Annotated in this window: 19 protein-coding genes; 12 read left to right on the top strand and 7 right to left on the bottom strand. The window is 73.0% G+C overall.

Annotated features, from left to right (window positions below; translation table 11 throughout):
- Positions 1–15: 15 nt before the first annotated feature.
- From HD593_RS20180 to HD593_RS20170, 3 genes are all read left to right on the top strand, one after another.
- Entirely contained in the window at positions 16–903 is an 888-nt protein-coding gene (locus HD593_RS20180; RefSeq protein ID WP_185103655.1) for a hypothetical protein, read from the top strand.
- Between the two features lie 113 nt (positions 904–1,016).
- Positions 1,017–1,430 (top strand): ribonuclease domain-containing protein, encoded by a 414-nt coding sequence (locus tag HD593_RS63475; protein WP_185103653.1) that lies wholly within the window; start codon positions 1,017–1,019, stop codon positions 1,428–1,430.
- 9 nt (positions 1,431–1,439) lie between these two features.
- Positions 1,440–1,799, top strand: coding sequence for a barstar family protein (locus HD593_RS20170; protein WP_185103652.1), 360 nt, complete (start codon positions 1,440–1,442; stop codon positions 1,797–1,799).
- Here HD593_RS20170 and HD593_RS20165 read toward each other — a convergent pair whose 3' ends face one another.
- Both HD593_RS20165 and HD593_RS20160 read right to left on the bottom strand, forming a co-directional pair.
- Entirely contained in the window at positions 1,800–2,444 is a 645-nt protein-coding gene (locus HD593_RS20165; protein WP_185103650.1) for a LuxR C-terminal-related transcriptional regulator, read from the bottom strand.
- Positions 2,445–2,455: 11 nt separating this feature from the next.
- Positions 2,456–3,673, bottom strand: a complete 1,218-nt coding sequence (locus tag HD593_RS20160; protein ID WP_185103648.1) for a sensor histidine kinase — start codon at positions 3,671–3,673, stop codon at positions 2,456–2,458.
- Positions 3,674–3,856: 183 nt separating this feature from the next.
- Between HD593_RS20160 and HD593_RS20155 the strand changes: the two genes are divergently transcribed.
- Positions 3,857–5,341 carry an alpha/beta fold hydrolase gene (locus tag HD593_RS20155; protein WP_185103646.1) on the top strand — a complete coding sequence of 495 codons (1,485 nt, stop codon included), beginning with the start codon at positions 3,857–3,859 and terminating at the stop codon, positions 5,339–5,341.
- 18 nt (positions 5,342–5,359) lie between these two features.
- Here HD593_RS20155 and HD593_RS20150 read toward each other — a convergent pair whose 3' ends face one another.
- Entirely contained in the window at positions 5,360–5,821 is a 462-nt protein-coding gene (locus HD593_RS20150; protein WP_185103644.1) for an SRPBCC family protein, read from the bottom strand.
- A 436-nt stretch (positions 5,822–6,257) separates the two neighbouring features.
- Between HD593_RS20150 and HD593_RS20145 the strand changes: the two genes are divergently transcribed.
- The 3 genes from HD593_RS20145 to HD593_RS20135 are packed head-to-tail and all read left to right on the top strand — an operon-like array spanning position 6,258 to position 7,545.
- Entirely contained in the window at positions 6,258–6,689 is a 432-nt protein-coding gene (locus tag HD593_RS20145; protein ID WP_185103642.1) for an SRPBCC domain-containing protein, read from the top strand.
- Positions 6,676–7,047 carry an ArsR/SmtB family transcription factor gene (locus tag HD593_RS20140; protein ID WP_312903560.1) on the top strand — a complete coding sequence of 124 codons (372 nt, stop codon included), beginning with the start codon at positions 6,676–6,678 and terminating at the stop codon, positions 7,045–7,047. Before HD593_RS20145 ends, HD593_RS20140 begins: the two co-directional genes overlap by 14 nt.
- Before the next feature lie 12 nt (positions 7,048–7,059).
- Complete coding sequence (locus HD593_RS20135; protein ID WP_185103639.1) at positions 7,060–7,545, top strand: SRPBCC family protein; 486 nt, start codon at positions 7,060–7,062, stop codon at positions 7,543–7,545.
- A 269-nt stretch (positions 7,546–7,814) separates the two neighbouring features.
- Here the strand turns inward: HD593_RS20135 and HD593_RS20130 are convergent, their stop codons facing one another.
- Positions 7,815–8,774, bottom strand: coding sequence for an NAD(P)H-dependent flavin oxidoreductase (locus HD593_RS20130; RefSeq protein ID WP_185103637.1), 960 nt, complete (start codon positions 8,772–8,774; stop codon positions 7,815–7,817).
- An 89-nt stretch (positions 8,775–8,863) separates the two neighbouring features.
- Positions 8,864–9,100, bottom strand: coding sequence for a DUF2630 family protein (locus tag HD593_RS20125; protein ID WP_185103636.1), 237 nt, complete (start codon positions 9,098–9,100; stop codon positions 8,864–8,866).
- Between the two features lie 351 nt (positions 9,101–9,451).
- On the opposite strand from HD593_RS20125, the gene HD593_RS20120 reads away from it, so the two are divergent.
- The 5 genes from HD593_RS20120 (at position 9,452) to HD593_RS20100 (ending at position 15,832) form a co-directional block, all read left to right on the top strand.
- The gene (locus HD593_RS20120; protein ID WP_185103635.1) at positions 9,452–11,332 is read left to right on the top strand and encodes an AfsR/SARP family transcriptional regulator; all 1,881 of its coding nucleotides are present in this window, start codon (positions 9,452–9,454) and stop codon (positions 11,330–11,332) included.
- Positions 11,333–11,634: 302 nt separating this feature from the next.
- Positions 11,635–13,008: an aspartate aminotransferase family protein gene (locus tag HD593_RS20115; protein ID WP_221524843.1), complete on the top strand. Its 1,374-nt coding sequence runs from the start codon at positions 11,635–11,637 to the stop codon at positions 13,006–13,008.
- Complete coding sequence (locus tag HD593_RS20110; protein ID WP_185103631.1) at positions 12,990–14,036, top strand: NAD-dependent epimerase/dehydratase family protein; 1,047 nt, start codon at positions 12,990–12,992, stop codon at positions 14,034–14,036. The genes HD593_RS20115 and HD593_RS20110 overlap by 19 nt, the downstream gene beginning before the upstream one ends.
- 16 nt (positions 14,037–14,052) lie before the next feature.
- Positions 14,053–15,009, top strand: a complete 957-nt coding sequence (locus tag HD593_RS20105; RefSeq protein ID WP_185103628.1) for a UbiA prenyltransferase family protein — start codon at positions 14,053–14,055, stop codon at positions 15,007–15,009.
- A gap of 49 nt (positions 15,010–15,058) precedes the next feature.
- Complete coding sequence (locus HD593_RS20100; protein WP_185103626.1) at positions 15,059–15,832, top strand: AfsR/SARP family transcriptional regulator; 774 nt, start codon at positions 15,059–15,061, stop codon at positions 15,830–15,832.
- On the opposite strand, the gene HD593_RS64400 is transcribed toward HD593_RS20100, so the two are convergent.
- Positions 15,822–16,991: an endonuclease/exonuclease/phosphatase family protein gene (locus tag HD593_RS64400; protein ID WP_185103623.1), complete on the bottom strand. Its 1,170-nt coding sequence runs from the start codon at positions 16,989–16,991 to the stop codon at positions 15,822–15,824. The two genes, HD593_RS20100 and HD593_RS64400, sit on opposite strands and share 11 nt — an antisense overlap.
- Positions 16,988–18,028 (bottom strand): glycosyltransferase family A protein, encoded by a 1,041-nt coding sequence (locus HD593_RS20090; protein WP_185103621.1) that lies wholly within the window; start codon positions 18,026–18,028, stop codon positions 16,988–16,990. Before HD593_RS20090 ends, HD593_RS64400 begins: the two co-directional genes overlap by 4 nt.
- Between the last annotated feature and the right edge of the window lie 3 nt (positions 18,029–18,031).

The raw sequence follows: 18,031 nt of genomic DNA, 5'->3' as shown, positions 1-18,031 counted from the left end.
GGCGGAGGAAGGCGCATGGCCGGAGGCCGTGAGGAGATCGTCGAGCAGGCCCCGCGCGGGCCGCGATGGGCGGGGACGGCGGCGCTGCTCGCCCTCCTGGCCGCCCTGCCGCTGATCGCCGTGCTCACCCGGGGCGAGGACGCCGCACCTCCCCGGCCCGTCGTGACCCGCGCCCCCGTGCGCCTGGCGGCCGGCGTGACGCCGAACGCGATCTACCCGGCGGCGCGCGTCTCGGGTGGCACCGGCACGATGCCGGTCACGTTCCCCGACGGGTCGCGGGCGGAGATCGGCTATCCGGCCCGCCTGAACCTGGCCTCGCTCGGCGCGCGGCCGTACGCGAGCGGCACGCTGAGCGGCGCCGGCGGCGAGGAGTTCCGCGTGCTCACCGCCCCGCTCTACGGCGAGGCCGAGACGGCCGCGGGCCGGGCGATGATCCGCCCGCTGACCGGCCACGTCGGGCTCTGGCCGGGGCCGCCCGGGGTGGACGCCGCCAGCCAGGTGCTGCTCTTCCGGTTCGGCGACTGGCGGCTCGCGCTGCAGGACGAGCCCGGGGGGATGACGTTCGAGCAGCGGCTGGCCTGGGCCGGCAACCTGCGCGGCACGCCCGGCCCCGACGGCTTCCTCACCCTGTCGGCCGGCGGCCCGCTGCGGCTCTCGCGGCCGGGCGAGATCCGCGACGGCCGGCTCGTGGGGCCGCAGCTGTGGCTCGGCGGGCTGAGCCGCCGCATGCTGGTGGTGGCGCCCGTCCCCGACTGCGGGCGGCTCGGACGGGCGCCGGTCGTCCTCGACGCCCGGCACGCCATCGCGGGCGGCGACTGCCGGGACGGCTACTACCTGGCCGCGTCCGGCGACCCCGAGTTCGTGCGCGAGGCGATCGCGAAGGTGCGCGTCCGCCCGGCCTGACACCATGAACCGGCCTCGCATTGTTCACCGTCCCTTGGCGCTGCCGCCCTTGGTCGACAAGCGGAGAAAGGCGATCATGACGGTGTCCGTCACACCTTCCGCAAGGAGGCTTCGTGCACGCTCCGCCGCGCTCCCGCCCGTCCTGGCCGGTACGGCTGGCCGTCGTCCTGTCCGCCCTCACCACCCTCGTCGGGCTGGCCGGGGTCGCCCCCGCCAACGCCGCGGTCTACAGCTCCTGCACCATCTCCCGCTGCGCCGACGCCCGCTCGGCCAAGTCGATCTGGGCCTCCAAGGGGTACCCCACCAGCGCCGGCTGGTACTCCTGGCCCGACGGCAGGTACAACTACACCGGCGGACGCCACTACAACCGCGAGGGGCAGCTGCCCGCCAACGCGATCTACTACGAGTACGACGTGTACTCTCGTGCCCGGGGCGCCGCGCGTGACGCGTACCGGATCGTCGTCAACCGCAGCACCGGCGCGGCCTGGTTCTCGCCGAACCACTACACCGACTTCCACCGCCTCTAGGGAACGTTCATGACCTCTGCCCCGCGTCCGCTGCCCGCGTGGCTGACCGTGTCCACCGGCCAGGTCGTGGACGGGCGGGCCTGCCGGACCCGCGCCGCCTTCTTCGAGGAGGTGGCGCGGGCCCTGCGATTCCCGGCCTACTTCGGCCGCAACTGGGACGCGCTCACCGACTGCCTGCGCGACACCGGCGCCGTCGAGCTCGTCGTCGGCCACGCCGAGGAGCTGCTGGCCGACGAGCCCGGCGAGCAGCTCGCCACGCTGCTGACCGTGCTCGCCGACGCCTCCCGCGACGGGCTCGCCGTGACGCTGTGCACGGACGCCGGGCACGACGCCGCGCTGCGCGAGCGCGTCGCCGCCGCGCTGACCTGATCACCCCTGGAGGTAGCGCAGGACGGCCAGCACGCGACGGTGGTCGTTGTCGGACGGGGCCAGGCCGAGCTTGGTGAAGATCTGCGTGACGTGCTTCTCCACCGACCCGTACGACAGGAACAGGGTCTCGGCGATGGCGCTGTTGGAGCGGCCCTGCGCCATCATGGCCAGCACCTCGCGCTCCCTCGGCGTGAGCAGCGCCAGCGCGTCGCCGCGGCGGCTGGCGCCCATGAGCTGGGTGACGACCTCGGGGTCGAGCACCGTCTCCCCCGCCGCGATGCGGTCGAGCGCCGACAGGAAGTCCCTGACGTCGGCCACGCGCTCCTTGAGCAGGTAACCGATCCCCCGCGCGCCGCCGGCGAGCAGCTCGGCGGCGTAGCGGGTCTCGATGTACTGCGAGAACACCAGCAGGCCCAGCCCTGGACGGTCGCGGCGGACCCGGATCGCGGCCCGCAGCCCCTCGTCGGTGTGGGTGGGCGGCATGCGCACGTCCACGACCGCCACGTCGGGGCGGTGCTCGGCCACGGCCGCCACCAGCGCGTCACCGTCGCCCACGGCGGCCGCCACCTCGTGGCCGCGCGTGGTGAGCAGCAGGCACAGGCCGTCGCGGAGCACCACGGCGTCCTCGGCGATCACGATGCGCATGGGCCGTCCGTTCAGGCACGCAGGGGCAGGTCGACGGTGACCACCGTAGGGCCTCCGGCGGGGCTGTGGATCGCGAGCTCGCCGTCCACCACCCGTACGCGGCCGGTCAGGCCGCGCAGCCCCGACCCGGTGGCCGGGCCGCCGTCCGCCACGACGGCGCCGCCCTCGCCGTCGTCCCACACCCGCAGGCGCAGCCGCCCGTCCTCCGCGCGCAGCCGGATCGCCGCCTGCCGGGCGCCGCTGTGCTTGGCCACGTTGGCGAGCAGCTCGGCGGCGCAGAAGAACGCGATCGTCTCGACGGCGGGCGAGGGCCGCTCGGCCAGCTCCGCGTCCAGGTCCACGGGCAGCGGGCTGCGGGCGGCGAGCGTGGCCAGGGCCACCTCCAAGCCCTTGTCCAGGGCGGGCGGGTGGATGCCGCGGATCAGGTCGGTCAGCTCCGACAGGGTCTCCTTGGCGCCGCGGTGGGCGCCGTCGATCAGCGCGCGGGCGCGTTCCAGGCGTACGGGGTCGCCGGCCTCGTCCAGCTCCTCCTTGGCCATGCTGAGGCTCATGGCCAGCGCCGTCAGCCTGGCCGCCGTCCCGTCGTGCAGGTCGCGCTCCACGCGGCGCAGCGCGGCGGCGGCGTCCTCCACGGCCAGCGCTCTGGTCTCCTCCAGCGTACGGATGCGGGCCTGGGCGGGGGGCGGGCCGAGCAGCGTACGCGCCAGCATCCGCTCCGGCAGCAGCGCGACGTGCACGGCCCAGGGCGCCAGCAGCAGCAGCCCCAGCCCGAGCACGCCCAGCAGCAGCGCGCCCGGCCAGCTCTCCGGCGCCGCGGGCAGGCCGGGGAACCGCCACCACAGTGGGCACGTCAGCAGCACCAGGCCGAGCCCCCACGTCCCGGCTGCCGCCGCGAAGGCGAGCGCCGCCGCGGGCAGCCGGACCACGGAGTGGATGATCGCCCGCCAGCCGGCGACGTCGCCGAGTGCCGTGCCCAGCCTGTTCAGCGGGCCCCGGCCCGGGCGGTAGGGCGCGGGCGCCGGCACCTCCGTTCCCGCCAGCGCCCGCGCCAGCCCCCGGTTCGCCGCGCCGAGCCGTCTCGCGGCCACCACGCATCCCCCCAGCAGGGGCAGGCCGATCACGTACGTGGAGGCCACCAGCGCTATCAGCACGATGAGGAGGTGGGTCAGGCCGAGTGCGGCCATCAAGGGGACTGTCAACGTGTAGCCGAGCTCGCGCCAGATCCGCACCGGGGCGCTCCCTTCTCCTCGCCCTCCAGGCTGACGGAACCGCTCCCGGGACGGCCACCCGGCGGGCCCCCCGGGGTTGTCCGGAATGCCATGGGTGGAGGGCCTTGTGGTGCGTGGCGGGTGTCGCGGGTGAGGGTGGCTCTGTGGTGATCGCTCGGGGCTTCGGTGGAGAGGAGTCATGACATGTTAGGCGAGTGTGCGGTGCGGGCGGCCGGGGTGGCGATGGCGACGCTGTCGGGCCTGGTGGGGCTCATGGGGCTGGGGCCGGCCCAGGCGGCGGCGGCTCCGGCGAGAGGGGTCCAAGGTCCTGTGCCGGTCGAGTGGCGGGCGTGCACCGGTGAAGGTGTTCCCTCCGGGATGGAGTGCGGCGCGCTCGACGTACCGGTGGACTGGTCGAAGCCGCGCGGCAAGCAGGTCAGGCTGGAGCTGGTCAGGCTGCCGGCCACCGAGCCGGCCCGCCGCATCGGCAGCGTGCTCGGCATCCCGGGCGGCCCCGGCGCGAACGGCATCGACGACCTCAAGCGGGCGGCGCCCGGCCTGACCGAGCTGCGCCGCCGCTTCGACCTCGTCGGTTACCGTCCGCGTACCACGGCCTGGACCACGACCGCGGCCGAGCCGTGCTGGAAGCCCGGCGTCGCGCTGCGCGACCCGCGCGACCCCAGGGACTTCGAGGCCATGGCGGCGGCGATGGCCGAGGCGTTCGTGGCCTGCCGCGAGAGCGACACGACGGGCCTGTTCGCCCACCTGGACTCGCTGTCCGTCGCCAGGGACATGGAGGCCGTGCGCCGGGCGCTCGGCGAGGAACGGCTGAGCTTCATGGCCAACTCCTACGGCGGGGTGGCCGCGGCCGCGTACATGAGGCTGTTCCCGCAGCGCATCAGGGCCATGTACGTGGACGGGGTGGTCAACCAGACCGAGGGCTGGCCCATGGTGAACCTGGTGATGCGCGCCGGCGTGGAGCGGTCGCTGGAGCGGTTCGGCGCCTGGTGCGCGGCGACGCCCGCGTGCGCGCTGCACGGCGAGGACGCCGCGGAGGTCTGGCGCGAGCTCACCCGCGACGCCGACCGCGAGCCGATCCCGGTCACGTCGGAGCAGTACGGTGCGGGCGAGCTGACGGGCTGGCACCTGCGCAACCTCGGCTTCGTCCCCGACCCCGGCCCCGGCCACTCCCGGTGGCTGGCGCTGGCCGAGTGGGTGGACAGGGCGCGGCGCGGGGACGGGTCGGGGTTCGCCGACTACGTCCTGGGCAACACGCAGGTGTGGGCGATGCCCGTGATGCTGGCGATGAGCTGCGGCGACGGGCGCCACTACACCGGCTGGGCCCAGCTCCAGCAGTACCGCCGCGACATTCGCAAGGTCGCGCCGAGCTTCCCGGGGGCGGCGTTCGACCAGCTCGGCTGCATCGGCTGGCCGGAGCCGGTGGCCAACCGGGCGCGGCCGCTGGAGGTGCGCGGGCTGCCGCCGATGCTCGGGGCCGGCAGCCTGGAAGGGGACTTCACGTCGACCGAACGGTTCATCCGGATGGTGCCGGGTTCGGTGACCGTGGGGTATGACGGGCCGGGGCACGCCCTCTACCTGTCGGGCAAGAAGTGCCCGATCGCGCACGCCACCGCGTACCTGACCGAGCTGAAGCTGCCGGCGGCGGGCACCGTCTGCCCAGCCGAATGACGCGGGGCGCGGCCCCGCTCATCGATCGAGGCGCGTGACGTCCTGGATGTGGGCGTTGCGGAGGAGGATGAGCCTGGTCAGGTAACGCTTGAGGACCAGGATCTCGGCGAGCGTGCCCAGGGGCGGCAGGGGGGCGGCGAAGTCGACGACGTCCGTCATGAGCGTGGCCGCGCCGTCGTGTGCGGGCTCGAACGTGTGGGTGTGGTGCCAGCGCCTGAACGGGCCGGTCACCTGCTCGTCCACGAAGTACTCGGGGGGCGTGCAGGCGCTGATGGTCGAGGTCAGGTGCCAGGTGAGGCCGAAGTGGCGGGCGCGCCACGTGACCTGGTCGCCCAGGGCGAGCCGCCCGGACGTGACCCCCGCCACCGCCCGCTCGGCCGTGTGCCCCATCGAGGACGTGTGCACGTCCACCGACAGGGACGCGTCGAACACGACCGGTGGCGGCGCCGGCACCAGCGTGGTTACCTCAAAGCGGGACATGCGCGGATCCTAGCCCCGCCCATGCCCGCCCGATAAGACGGCCACGCGACAGAGCGGCACCACCTCAGTCCGCAGCCCGCCCAGTACGCAGCCCCGCCGGCCCCAACCCGGCTGGCCGCAACCTGGCCGGCCGCAGCCTGGCGAGCGACACGGCGCAGTCGCCGGTCACGGTCGACACGCGGCGGTCATCCGCCCGCGAGCGGCAGGTGCCAGTGCGCGGGGGCGCTGGTCCGTGGGCGGCAGGCCGCAACTCGGCGGGCGAAGCTGGGCCGCTCGCGAGGCGTACTCCTCCCGAGGCAACCGCGCCTACCTGCGCCGACACCGAATCAAAGCGGTCATCCCGTAAAGGGCGGGGAGGAGCCCCACCAGGTCTTGATGCAACCATCCGGTTGCCATACAGTAGCAACCAGATGGTTGCTATGAGCTGGAGGCTGCGATGACATTCCCCGACCGGATCGAGCGGACCGTGGAGCTCGCGAGCCCGCCTGAGCAGGTGTGGGCCGCACTCACCACATCCGAAGGCCTGTCGTCCTGGCTCGGGGAAAGGGTGACAATCGACCTGCGACCCGGCGGAGCCGCTCAGCTGGCAGTCAGGAGCGGGCTCACCGTCGACATGCGGGTCGAACGGGTCGAGGAACCGGTGGTGTTCGGGTTCACCTGGCGGCTCCCCGAGCTTGCCGACGATGATCCGCGCCGTACCTACGTCGAGTTCACCCTCGAAGCGGCCGGCTCCGGCACACGCCTGCGGGTCGTCGAGACAGGGTTCGCACAACTGCCTGACGGCTTCCGGCGCAAGGCCCATGAAAGCCACACCGAGGGATGGGCGAGCAAGCTCGATACACTGGTCGGCCACTGTGACGCCGCCTGACATCGAGGCGATCGCGGAGCAGGTCTTTCAAGCCCTGGCCGACCCCACCCGGCGAGCGATCCTGGCAAGGCTGGCGGCACAAGGCCCGGCCACTGCCACCGATCTGGCCGATTGCCTCCCGATCACGCGCCAGGCGATCGCCAAACACCTCGTCTTGCTGGCTGACGCGGGTCTGGTGACCGCCGAACCCGGTGAGCGGCGGCGAGTGCGATACCGGCTCCATTCCGCACCCGTGCGGCTCGCGCAGCAATTCCTCGCAGCGTTGGGCCACGACTGGGACGACCGTCTCCAGGCGCTAAGCGACCACCTTGACAGCTCTGCCCCTGCTCCACGCCACGACAACCAGCATTCGAGCTGAAAGGACCTGCCCATGACGAGCACTGCGGACTACCAGACGACCGTGCGGGTGAAAGCCGCTCCTGACGTCCTCTTCGACGCGCTCACCACCATCACGGGGCTCGCGGCATGGTGGAATCCGGCGACCGGGTCCGGCGCGACCGGCGGCGAGCTGCACTTCCTCATGAACACCCCCGAGCCACTCGTGATCTTCGTCGAGGAGGCGACCCGGCCGACGTCGGTGCGATGGACCGTCATCGACTGCCCCTTCCTGCCCGGCTGGATCGGCACCAGGCCGACGTTCACCATTACCCCGATCGGCAGCCACACATCTGAACTCGTCTTCCGCCACCAAGGCCTGAGCAAGGACCTGGAGTGCTTCGGCATGTGCAGCCGCAGCTGGCAGCACTACATGACGAGTCTGCGCGACTATCTGGAGGTCGGCAGTGGAAGCCCGTTCGGCAGCCCCGCGGACCGTGCCCGCCGACAAGTACAAGCAGCCGGCACGTCCATCCGTTAGAGCCTGTACGGAGTCCGGATCTCTAGTCTGGCTGGAGGCTTCGGATCCATGAGATGGCTCCGCGTAGGTGCAGGCCGGCCAGAAGGCTGTCGGGCGTCTTGTCGGACCGGAAGGCCGGCCCAGGCCACTCCCCGTCCAAGACCATCACGGCGGCATGGTGGTGGGCGCGGGCGGTGGTGGAGTCGACGCTGACCAGGTCGAGGCCGGCCTGCCCCCGGGCTGCGGCCTCGGCGATCACCGCCTGCATCAGCTACTCGAACACGCACGCCCTACTGGTCGTCGGTGAGGCGGCGGAGGAGGTTGTCGGCGGTGGCGAAGTCGGCGACCACGTCCGCCGCCGTGCGGTGCCGCGTCACCATGCCCACCGCCTGCCCCGCGTAGACGTAGGCGGTGTCGAAGTCGCCCGCCGCGCGGGCGGCCTCCAGCTCCGCCCGTGCCGCCTCGTCACCCGCCAGTTCCTCCTCCCGCCCGTGCCACCGCTCGAAGAACGCGTTCCGCAGCGCGCGCCCGCCGAACTCCGGCGGCCAGGCCAGCCGCTGCGCGACGTCGAAGACCCGCCCGTACGCCGTGCCGGTCTCGCCCGTGGCCAGCACGCGCGCCCGGGCGGCCTCCGGCAGCATGGTCTCGGCGCAGCCCAGGAACGCCGTGCCGGCCCAGGCGCCCGCCGCGCCGGCGGCCAGTACGGCGGCCAGCCCCCTGCCCGTGGCGATCCCCCCGGCGGCCAGCACCGGGACCGTCACCTCCTCCAGCACTCCCTGCAGCAGCGGCAGCGTCGCCACCTCGTCACGGCCGTGCCCACCGCCCTCGCCGCCCCTGGCCACCACGACGTCCGCGCCGGTCTGCTCGGCCTCCCGCGCCTCCCGGGTGGTGCCTGCCTGGACGGCGACGGTGATGCCGGCGCGGCGCAGCGGCTCGACGTACGGGGCGAAGTTCCCGAAGCTCACCGAGACCAGCGCCGGCCTGGCCTCCAGGACGGCGTCGAGCTGGGCGGGATGGTGCTCCAGCGCCCACGCCATCAGCCCGATCCCGTACGGGCGCCCGCCCGCGGCGGCGACGGCGGCCTGCTCGACGATCCACGGGGCCGGTGCGGAGCCGGGCACGCCGATCATGCCGAGCCCGCCCGCGGCGGAGACGGCCGCGGCCAGCCGCCCGTCCCCGACGCCCGCCATCGGCGCGCCGACCAGCGGCACGTCCAGCCCGAACCGGTCGGTCAGCCAGGTACGTGGCATTCGTCGCTCCTCGTCACCAGAGATCTCGCCGCCGAAGGTCTCGCCATCAGCGGCCTTCTCCCCAGCGATCTCATCACAAAGGGCCTCGCCTACTGCAGGTAACCCTCGACCTGCGCAACCGGCGCCACCTCGGCCCCCTCAGGATCCAGGCCGGCCGCCTGGCGAGCGCGGCGGCGCCGCAGCAGGTCCCAGCACTGGTCGAGCGTCTCCTCCAGGTGGGCGATCCGGGCATGCTGCTCCGCCCCGGCGGACTCGCGCCGCGAGAGCAGGTCGTGCTCCTCCTCCACGAGGGCGTGAATGCGCTGGAGGATCTGCTGGTCGTCCATCGTCCGTCCTTCGTCTTCCTGGGTGCCGCCGATCGGGACCCACGTGCCAGGGTGACGATCTACCGTACATCGCACGAATGTGTGATCTTGACAGCGTGCCGCCCGGGTGGATGAAAGGACGCGCCCGCACCGGTCAAGGCGAATTTCTCGCACCCCGCATATCGATGCGGCAATAAATTTCAACAGCCCGGGAACCGCCGGCCGGATTTTCCGGACGCGTAATCTTCTTATGCCGTTCCAGGAAGTACCGTTCCAAGGTCGCTTCCGCCGATCATTGGTCGCGGCAAATCAAGATCCGTGTGCAATCGTACGGTCCTGTCGGGGAAAAGCCGCGCGCTGCAGGGTGGTCATATGGATTTCAAGATCCTCGGTCCGATCGAGGTTCGAACCTCTCTCGGGAGACCTATCGCGCTCGGCCGCCGAAAACAGCGCGTGCTGCTGGCCGCCCTGCTGCTCAACACGGGAAAGGCGATCCCCAGCCGGCGCATGCTCGACTGGCTGTGGGGCGAGCGCGCCCCGGCCACCGCGGAGTCGAACCTCTACACCTACATCTCAGCGCTGCGCAAGGTGCTCGGCTCCCCCTCCCGCATCGAGGCGGGCTCCAACGGGTACATGCTGCGCGTCACCCCGGGCGAGGTCGACGTCACGCTGTTCGAGGACCTCGCCGCGCAGGGGCAGCTGGCGCTGTCCGCCGGGCGCCACGACGTCGCGCTCGAACGGCTGACCCGGGCCCTGTGCCTGTGGCGCGGCGAGTCCGTCCTGGAGGAGCTGCCCTTACCGGCGACGCTGCGCTGCGAGGCGGCGCGGCTGGAGCGGCTGCGGGCGACCGTCGTGGACGCCTCGCTGGAGGCCAGGCTGGCGCTCGGCCTGCACGGCGAGGTGCTCGCCGACCTGGAGGCACTGACCCGCAGGGATCCGCTGAACGAGCGGCTCAGGGCCCAGCTCATGCTGGCCCTGTACCGGTGCGGCCGCAGGGCCGACGCGCTGACCGTCTATCAGAGCGCGCGGATGACGCTGGCCGCGGAGATCGGCATCGACCCCGGCCCCGACCTGGTCCGGATGCACCAGCGCATCCTCGCCGACGACCCCGCGCTGACGCCGCCGCCGGTGGTCGCGGCCCGCAGGACCCCGGCCGAGCTGCCCATCGGCTCGGCCGCCTTCACCGGCCGGACCACCGAGATCTCCCGCCTGCGTACGATGCTGATCACCGGCTCCGGCACGACCGCCATCTCGGCGATCACGGGCGCCGCGGGGGTCGGCAAGTCGGCGCTGGCCGTGCACGTCGCCCACCAGGTCGCGGGCCACTTCCCGGACGGCCGGCTGTACGTGGACCTGCACGGCTCCACCCCCGGCGTCGCGCCGCTGAACCCGGCCGACGTGCTGGCCCGGCTGCTGCGCTCGCTCGGCGACGGCACGGTCGCGGGATCCGGCGGGCGGTTCGACGTGGACGAGGCCGCGGCCCGCTTCCGTTCGCTGACCGACGGCAGGCACCTGCTGCTCCTGCTCGACAACGCCCGCGACGCCGCGCAGGTGCGCCCGCTGCTGCCCGCGAGCCCCACCTGCCGCGTGCTGGTCACGGCGCGCCGGATGCTCACCTCCCTGGACGCCGCGTCGCACTTTCGCCTCGGCGTCATGGCCGAGGACGAGACCGCCACGCTGCTCGGCCGCCTGATCGGGGAGGAGCGTGTGGCCGCCGAGCAGCGGGCGGCGCGGGCGATCGTGCGGCTGTGCGCCGGGCTGCCGCTGGCGATCAGGATCGCCGCCGCCCGGCTGATCGCCCGGCCGGGGCTGTCGCTGCGCGCCCTGGCCGACCGGCTGGCGGTCGAGGACCACCGCCTGTCCGAGCTGCAGGCCGACGACCAGGCCGTACGGGCGTACTTCATGATGAGCTACCGGAGCCTGGACGCCGAGTCGTCCCGGCTGTTCCGGCTGCTGAGCCTGCTCGGCGGCGGCGCCATCAGCGTCGCGGCCGCCGCCGCCCTGGCCGACCGGCCAGAGCCGCGCACCGCGGACCTGCTGGACCACCTCGTGGAAGCCCAGTTGCTGGAGTCGTGCGGCCACGAGCGCTACCGCATGCACGACCTGCTCTGCCTGTTCGCCCGCGAGCGGGCCAGGGAGGAGGACACCGAGGAGGACCAGGCGCAGGCCGCCCGCCGGGCCCGGCCAGAGGGCCGCACGCTGCTTCCTCCTCCGTCCGTCCAGCCGGTCACCTATATGACGGTCAGGGGCTGACGCCGGCCTGCTCCCGGGAAATCATCCGTTATCACCGCGAGATCTGGCCGGGAAATACCCGGTGATCCGCTCCCGGCCGGTTATTCTCCGGCACGCTCCCGCGCCCGCCGCAGACCTACACACATTTGTATGGCACGGGGCATAGCCGGTTTCGACATTGTTGACGCCGGGTCTCACCTTTTCTCACCGCCGAGAAGAAGGCCGGGCACCAGCGGAATTCGCGCGAACCGGGAAGGGCGGACGTGTCTGAACTCATCGGCGTGGACGAGTGTGAAAGTTTCACCGTGAAACAGGTCCAGGACTTGTACAGAAAGTACGTCAGCCGCAGCCAGGTCAACCTCATGACCTCCTTCGGCTTCGGCCGGGAACTCGTCGAGAGCGCCGAGGGCGCCCGGATCAGGACCCGCGGCGGCCGGGAGGTCCTTGACGTCACGGGCGGGGTGGGCGTACTGAACCACGGCCACAACCACCCCCGCATCCTGGAGGCCCGGCGCCGCTTCGCCGACCGCCGGCGCATGGAGGTGCACAAGGCGTTCTTCTCGCCGTACGTGGCCGCGCTCAGCCACAACATCGCCGAGCTGCTGCCGGGCGACCTGAACATCTCCTACTTCCCGAACTCCGGCGCCGAGGCGAACGAGGGCGCCGTCAAGATGGCGTACAAGTACCACGGAGGGCGCCGCAACACCATCCTCCGCTCCGACATCAGCTTCCACGGCAAGACCCTGGGCGCCGGCAGCCTGACCGGGTCGTCGGAGAACTCCTTCCGCTTCCCCGGCCTGCCCGGCATCGTCGTCCACCCGTACGGCGACCTCGAGGCCGTCCGCGCGGCCGTCGAGGCGGCCCGCACTCCGGACGGCGGCTGCGACGTCTACGCGATCATGGCGGAGCCGTTCAGCGCGTCGAGCATGCGCTGCTGGGCGGAGAGCGACCTGTACGAGCTGCGGCGGCTCTGCGACGCCAACGACATCATGCTGATCTTCGACGAGGTCTACACGGGCTGGGGCAAGACAGGCAGCCTCTTCTACTTCATGCGCTACCCCGACCTGCTGCCCGACATCCTCGTCTACTCCAAGTCCCTCGGCGGCGGCAAGGCGTCGATCGCCGGGTACACCGCCCGCGAGCGGGTCTTCCGCAAGGCGTACGACCGGCTGTCGGACGTCATCCTGCACAGCACCACCTACTACGGCTTCGGCGAGGAGACCGCCACCGCCATCGAGGCCGTCAACATCGTCGTCGAGGACGACTACCCCGCCAGAGCACGCCAGATCGAGCGCATCCTGGGCCCCGGCCTGCAGAACATCCACAAGCGCCACCCCGACGTGGTCGGCCGGGTGAGCGGGGTGGGCGCGCTGTGGGGCGTGTTCCTCAGCGGCGGGCCCAAGGTGCTCGACCTGGCCGCCAGGCTCGCGCCCGGCTTCTCCGGCGACCCGCAGTTCCGCACCAAGCTGATCGCGCTCTCGGTCATCGCCGACCTCTACCGCGAGCACGGCATCGTCTCCTACTACAGCCCGAACGCCGACAATCCCCTCGTCGTCGCGCCGACCCTGGCCATCGAGCCGGAGGACGTCGAGTACTTCCTGGACAGCCTCGACAGGACGCTGGCCAAGGGGCTGCCGCGGCTGCTCGCCGGGTTCGTGCGGGAGAAGGTGGGGTCGCGATGGCCCGCCGGGTCGTAGTCACCGGCAGCGCCGGGATGCTCGGCGGCCACCTGGCCCGCCGGCTCGTGCTCGACGGCCACGACGTGCTCGGGGTGGACGTGCGTCCCCAGCCCGACCCGCTGCTGGCGGCGGGTCACCGGACCGGCGACGTGCGCGACCTGCCGCTGATGACCGAGGCCATGGCCGGGGCGGACGCGGTGGTGCACTGCGCGGGCGCGCTGCCGAGCTACCCGGCCGAGCAGATCCACGACCTGATCGTCACGGGCACCGGCACGGTCCTGGAGGCCGGGCGGCGGGCCGGCGTGGAGCGGCTGGTGCACATCTCCTCCACCGCCGTGTACGGGCTGCCGTCGCTGGTGCCCACCCCCGAGGACCATCCGCGCGCGCCGGTCGACCCTTACACCAGGGCGAAGGCCGAGGCGGAGGAGCTGGCGGAGAGGTACCGGGCCGGCGGCATGTGCGTGCCCGTCCTTCGCCCCAAGACCTTCCTCGGGCCCGGCCGGATGGGCCTGTTCGCGATGCTCTTCGAGTGGGCCGAGGAGGGCCGCAACTTCCCGGTGCTCGGCCGCGGGGACAAGCGCATCCAGATGTTCGCGATCGAGGACCTGGTGGACGCGGTGGCCCTCGTGCTCGACGCGCCGGCCGGCGTCGCCTGTGACACCTACAACCTGGCCGCCGCCGAGTTCGGCACGCTGCGCGAGGACTTCCAGGCGGTGCTCGACGCGGCCGGCCACGGCAAGCGGGTCGTCCCGCTGCCCGCCGGTCCGGCTGTGGCCGGGCTCCGGCTGCTGGAGCGCAGCAGGCTGTCCCCCGTGTACGGGCGGCTGGCGCGCAAGCTGCTCGCCGACTCCTACGTCAGCATCGACAAGGCCCGTGAACGGCTCGGCTTCCGCCCGCGGCTGTCCAACCGGGACGCGATCCTGCGCACGTACGCGTGGTGGCGGGAACAGCGGGCGGCCGGCGCGCCCGCGGGTTCGAGCGGCGGGGCGACGAGCCGTGACGCGTGGCGGCAGGGCGCGCTGTCCCTGGCGAAGGTCTTCTTCTGAGCTATCGGGGTGAAGCATGCGCCTTGTCGAATCGGCAGACGTTCCAGAGATCCCGCAGCGCCCGGAAGCGGCGCACGACCGGGCCGTGGCGACCCGCAGGCGCCCGGTCGCCGACCTGGCCGCCCTGATCCGCCCGTCCCACGCGGCCAAGGCGATCCTGCTCGTGCCCGTGGCGCTCATCGGCCCGGCCCCGCCCAGCCTCGCCGAGGTGGCCGGGGTCTTCTGGGCCACGGTGGCGTTCATGGTCGCCTCCGCCGCCGTCTACATCGGCAACGACCTCGCCGACCGGCACCGCGACCGCCTCCATCCGGTCAAGTGCGCCCGCCCCATCGCGGCCGGCCGGGTGGGGGTGCTGACCGCGGGCGCCTGCTGCGCCGTCCTGCTGGCGGTGCTCGCGGCCATCGTCGCCCGGTCGCCCGCGGCCTCCTGGCCGGTGCTGGTGTACCTGGTGCTCAACGTCGCCTACAGCCGCGGGCTCAAGCACGTCCCGCTGGTCGACGTGGGGGTGGTCGCGGCCGGCTTCGTGCTGCGCGTCCTCCAGGGGTACGAGGTGACCGGGGACCGGGTGCCCGCCTGGCTGCTGATCACCGTGTTCGCGATGTCGCTGCTGCTGCTCATCGGCAAGCGCCGCCAGGAGCTGCTGGAGGGCGGGGCCGCGCACCGGCCCGCGCTGCGCGGCTACTCGATGGAGCTGACCAACTGGCTGTTGCAGATCGCCTCGGTGCTCGCCCTGGTCTCGGGCCTGATGTACCTGCGTGACGAGGGGCCGTTCGGCCCGGAGCACGGCCAGACGGCCATGATGTTGTCCACCCCGTTCGCGCTGTTCGCCCTCTTCCGCTACCTGCAGCTGCAGCTCGTGCACAAGCAGGGCGGCGACCCGGTGCGCGTGCTGCTGGGCGACCGCGTCATGGTCGCGAACTCGGTGTTGTGGGCCGCCGCCCTGGGCGTGACGCTCGTGCTGGTCCACCTGTGAGAATGCCGCCCGTGAGAACGCTCGTGAGATCGATGGTGAGAGGAAGGCGATGGACGTCCGTTTACTGGGACCGGTCGAGGTGACCTCCGTTGATCGTGGTGTGCCACTGGGACCACCCCAGCGGCGCGCGGTGCTGGCCGCCCTGGCGATCGACGCCGGCCGTCCCGTCTCGCTGCGCACGCTGACCGAGCGGGTCTGGGACGACCCTCCGGACCGGGCGGCCGACTCGCTGTACGCCCACATCGCCCGCCTGCGGCAGGCGCTGACCGTGACGGGCCTGGCCATCGAACGCCGCGACGGCGGCTACACGCTGGAGGTGGACCCCGACCGGGTGGACGCCTTCCGGTTCCGGCGGCTCGCCAAGCAGGCGCAGCTCCGCGCCCGCGACGACGTCGCCAGGGCCCGGCTGCTGGGCGAGGCGATGGAGCTGTGGCGCGGCACGCCGCTCACCGGCATCCCCGGCGAGTGGGCCGCCCGCATGCGGTACGCCATCGAGCAGCAGTACGTCGGCGCCCTGGTCACCTGGGCCCAGGCGCACCTGCGCCTGGGCCACCCCGACCTGGTGGTCACCGAGCTGACCCCGCTGGTGCCGCGGCACCCGCTCGCGGAGCCGCTGGCGAGCATGCTGATGCGCGGCCTGTGCGCGCTGGGGCGCGGCGCGGAGGCGGTGGCCCTGTACGCCCGCCTGCGCGGCTACCTCGCCGACCATCTGGGCGTCGAGCCGGGCCCCGAGCTGCGCGCGCTGCACCTGCGGATCCTGCGGGCGGGCGGCACGGACCCGGCGCCCCGCCCCGCCCGGCTGCTCGCCCAGGTCACCGGCTGAGCGAGACGACCAGCCGCTGCCCGCTGTGGTCGGACAGGCCGTTCGAGCGGACCAGCCGGTACTCGTGCACGGCGAGCTCCGGCGTGGTGTACGCCCAGTCGATCCGCCACAGCGACAGCAGGGGCCGCCGTTCGTCCCAGGTGGCGGGGTAGAGCGAGCGCAGGGCCGGGGAGGCGTCGACCATCCGCTGCGGCACCAGGCGCAGGATGCCCATGGCGGGCGAGGCGTTGAAGTCGCCGGCCAGAAAGGCGGGCAGCGGGTTCGCCCTGATGTCGGCGGCGAGCGCGCGCAGGTTGGCGTCGCGTGCCTCGTGCTGGTCGCGGCTGAGGCCGCCCTGGGCGACGGGCGAGTTGATGTGGGAGTTGTAGAACGAGACGGTCCCGCTTCCGACGCGCAGGTCCGTGCGCAGCGTCTTCACCGCGTGGAAGTCCGGCCAGCCGGAGCCCGCCGGGGCCGGCGCGCCCTCGATGCCGCGCTCCAGGAGGATGGGGAAGCGTGACAGCGTCACCATCTCGCTCGCGGCGGCGATGTGGTACCCGGGGAACTCCCTGCGCAGCCGGTCCAGGTCGTCGACCTTGATCGGCCGGGAGTCCGGGCCGAAGTAGACGTACTCCTGCAGCAGCAGCACGTCGGCGTCCTGGGCCCGGAGGTGGCGGTAGAAGGCGTCGGCGTCCCGCGCGGGCGTGCCGGTGGGCGGGGGCATCATGGCGCTCACCGGCTGGTCCCAGTACCAGGTGTTCCACGAGAACACCTTGATCGCGCCCGGCGGCGCCGGAGCGGCGTGGTGCCACGGGGCGGCGAGATCGAGCCCGCTCAGTCCCCCGCCCAGCGCCGCGGACGCCAGCGTCACGACGGCGGCCACCCGGCGTGCCCGGCGCGCCACCGCCAGGGCCGCGGCGAGCAGCACGACGGGGACCGCCGCGAACGCCAGCGGCGGGACGAGCTCGGGGCCCTGCCACCACCACACCCGCCCGGACAGGGCCCGGTGCAGCACCACGAACGCCAGCCAGGCGATCGCCGCGCACAACACCAGCGGGACCCTGCGTCGCACCGGAGACGCGCGCGACACATCGCCACGCCCCGGCATGCCCGCCCGGGTGCCGTCGGCTCTGCGCGCCCGGCGGACCGGGCCGAGCAGCGCCCGCAGCGGAGCCGTCACGTGGCCGCCTGCCCTGAGATCCCTATGGTCACCTCGGGATCGTAGAGCCGGCGGAACCTCGCCGAGCACAACCACCGCACCACCCCGGCCGCCACCCCGGCGGCGATGGTCACGTTCACCAGGAAGTGCACGGCGCCGAAGTACAGCAGGAACAGCGGCCCGCGCCTGCGCAGCACGAAGCGGTACATGCCGAGGTCGGCGAGCAGCGACACGGCCAGGGCCAGGCCCGCGACCCCGGCGCCGGCCGGGCCGAACGGGATCACCAGGGGCACCGCGGCCACCGCCGCCAGCGCGGCGAGGCTGCCGCCGGCCCGGCTGGAGGTCTCGAACCCGCGGGCGAAGCGCCGCCGCCTCGCGTACAGCGGCACCCTGGCGCGCCCCCGCCGGTACAGCTTGCGCAGCAGCTTGACCAGCCGGTCGTCGTGATCGTGCCGCGAGCGCACGGCGGTGGTGAGCAGCATCTCGTAGCGCTGGGTGAGCCGGTGGCCGTAGTCGACCTCCTCGGTCTCGCGCAGGCGCGGGTTGAACGGCCCGATCTCGTCGAACACGCGGCGCGGCATCGCCATCAGCGCCGAGAACAGGAACGAGACGGGCCCCTCGGAGCTGACCGTCCAGTAGTGGTACTGCAGCGCCCGGTACTCCTCGACGAGGCTGTCGCGGATCAGCGGCTCGGGGTCGTGGATGCTGGACACCACGCCGAGCCCCGGGTCGGCGGCGAGCAGGCCGACCGCCACCTCGGCGGCGTCGGGGTAGGCGGCCACGTCGGAGTCCACGAACATGAGGATCTCACCGGCCGCGTGGGCGGCGCCGAGGTTCCGCGCGGCGGCCGGGCCCTGGTTCTGCTCGGTGCGGATCACCCGCACGCCGAGCCGCCGCGCGACCCCGGCCGAGTCGTCGGTGCTGCCGTCGTCCACGACGATCAGCTCCATCGGCCGGTACGTCTGCGCCTGCAGGGCGCGCAGGCACAGCTCCAGCGAGGCGGCGTAGTTGTAGTTGGGCACGATCACCGACACGAGAGGCCCTGGCCCGGTGGTCATCGC

The organism is Nonomuraea rubra (genome assembly GCF_014207985.1).
GTDB classification, from domain to species: domain Bacteria; phylum Actinomycetota; class Actinomycetes; order Streptosporangiales; family Streptosporangiaceae; genus Nonomuraea; species Nonomuraea rubra.
This window is presented reverse-complemented; position numbering and strand designations above follow the sequence as displayed.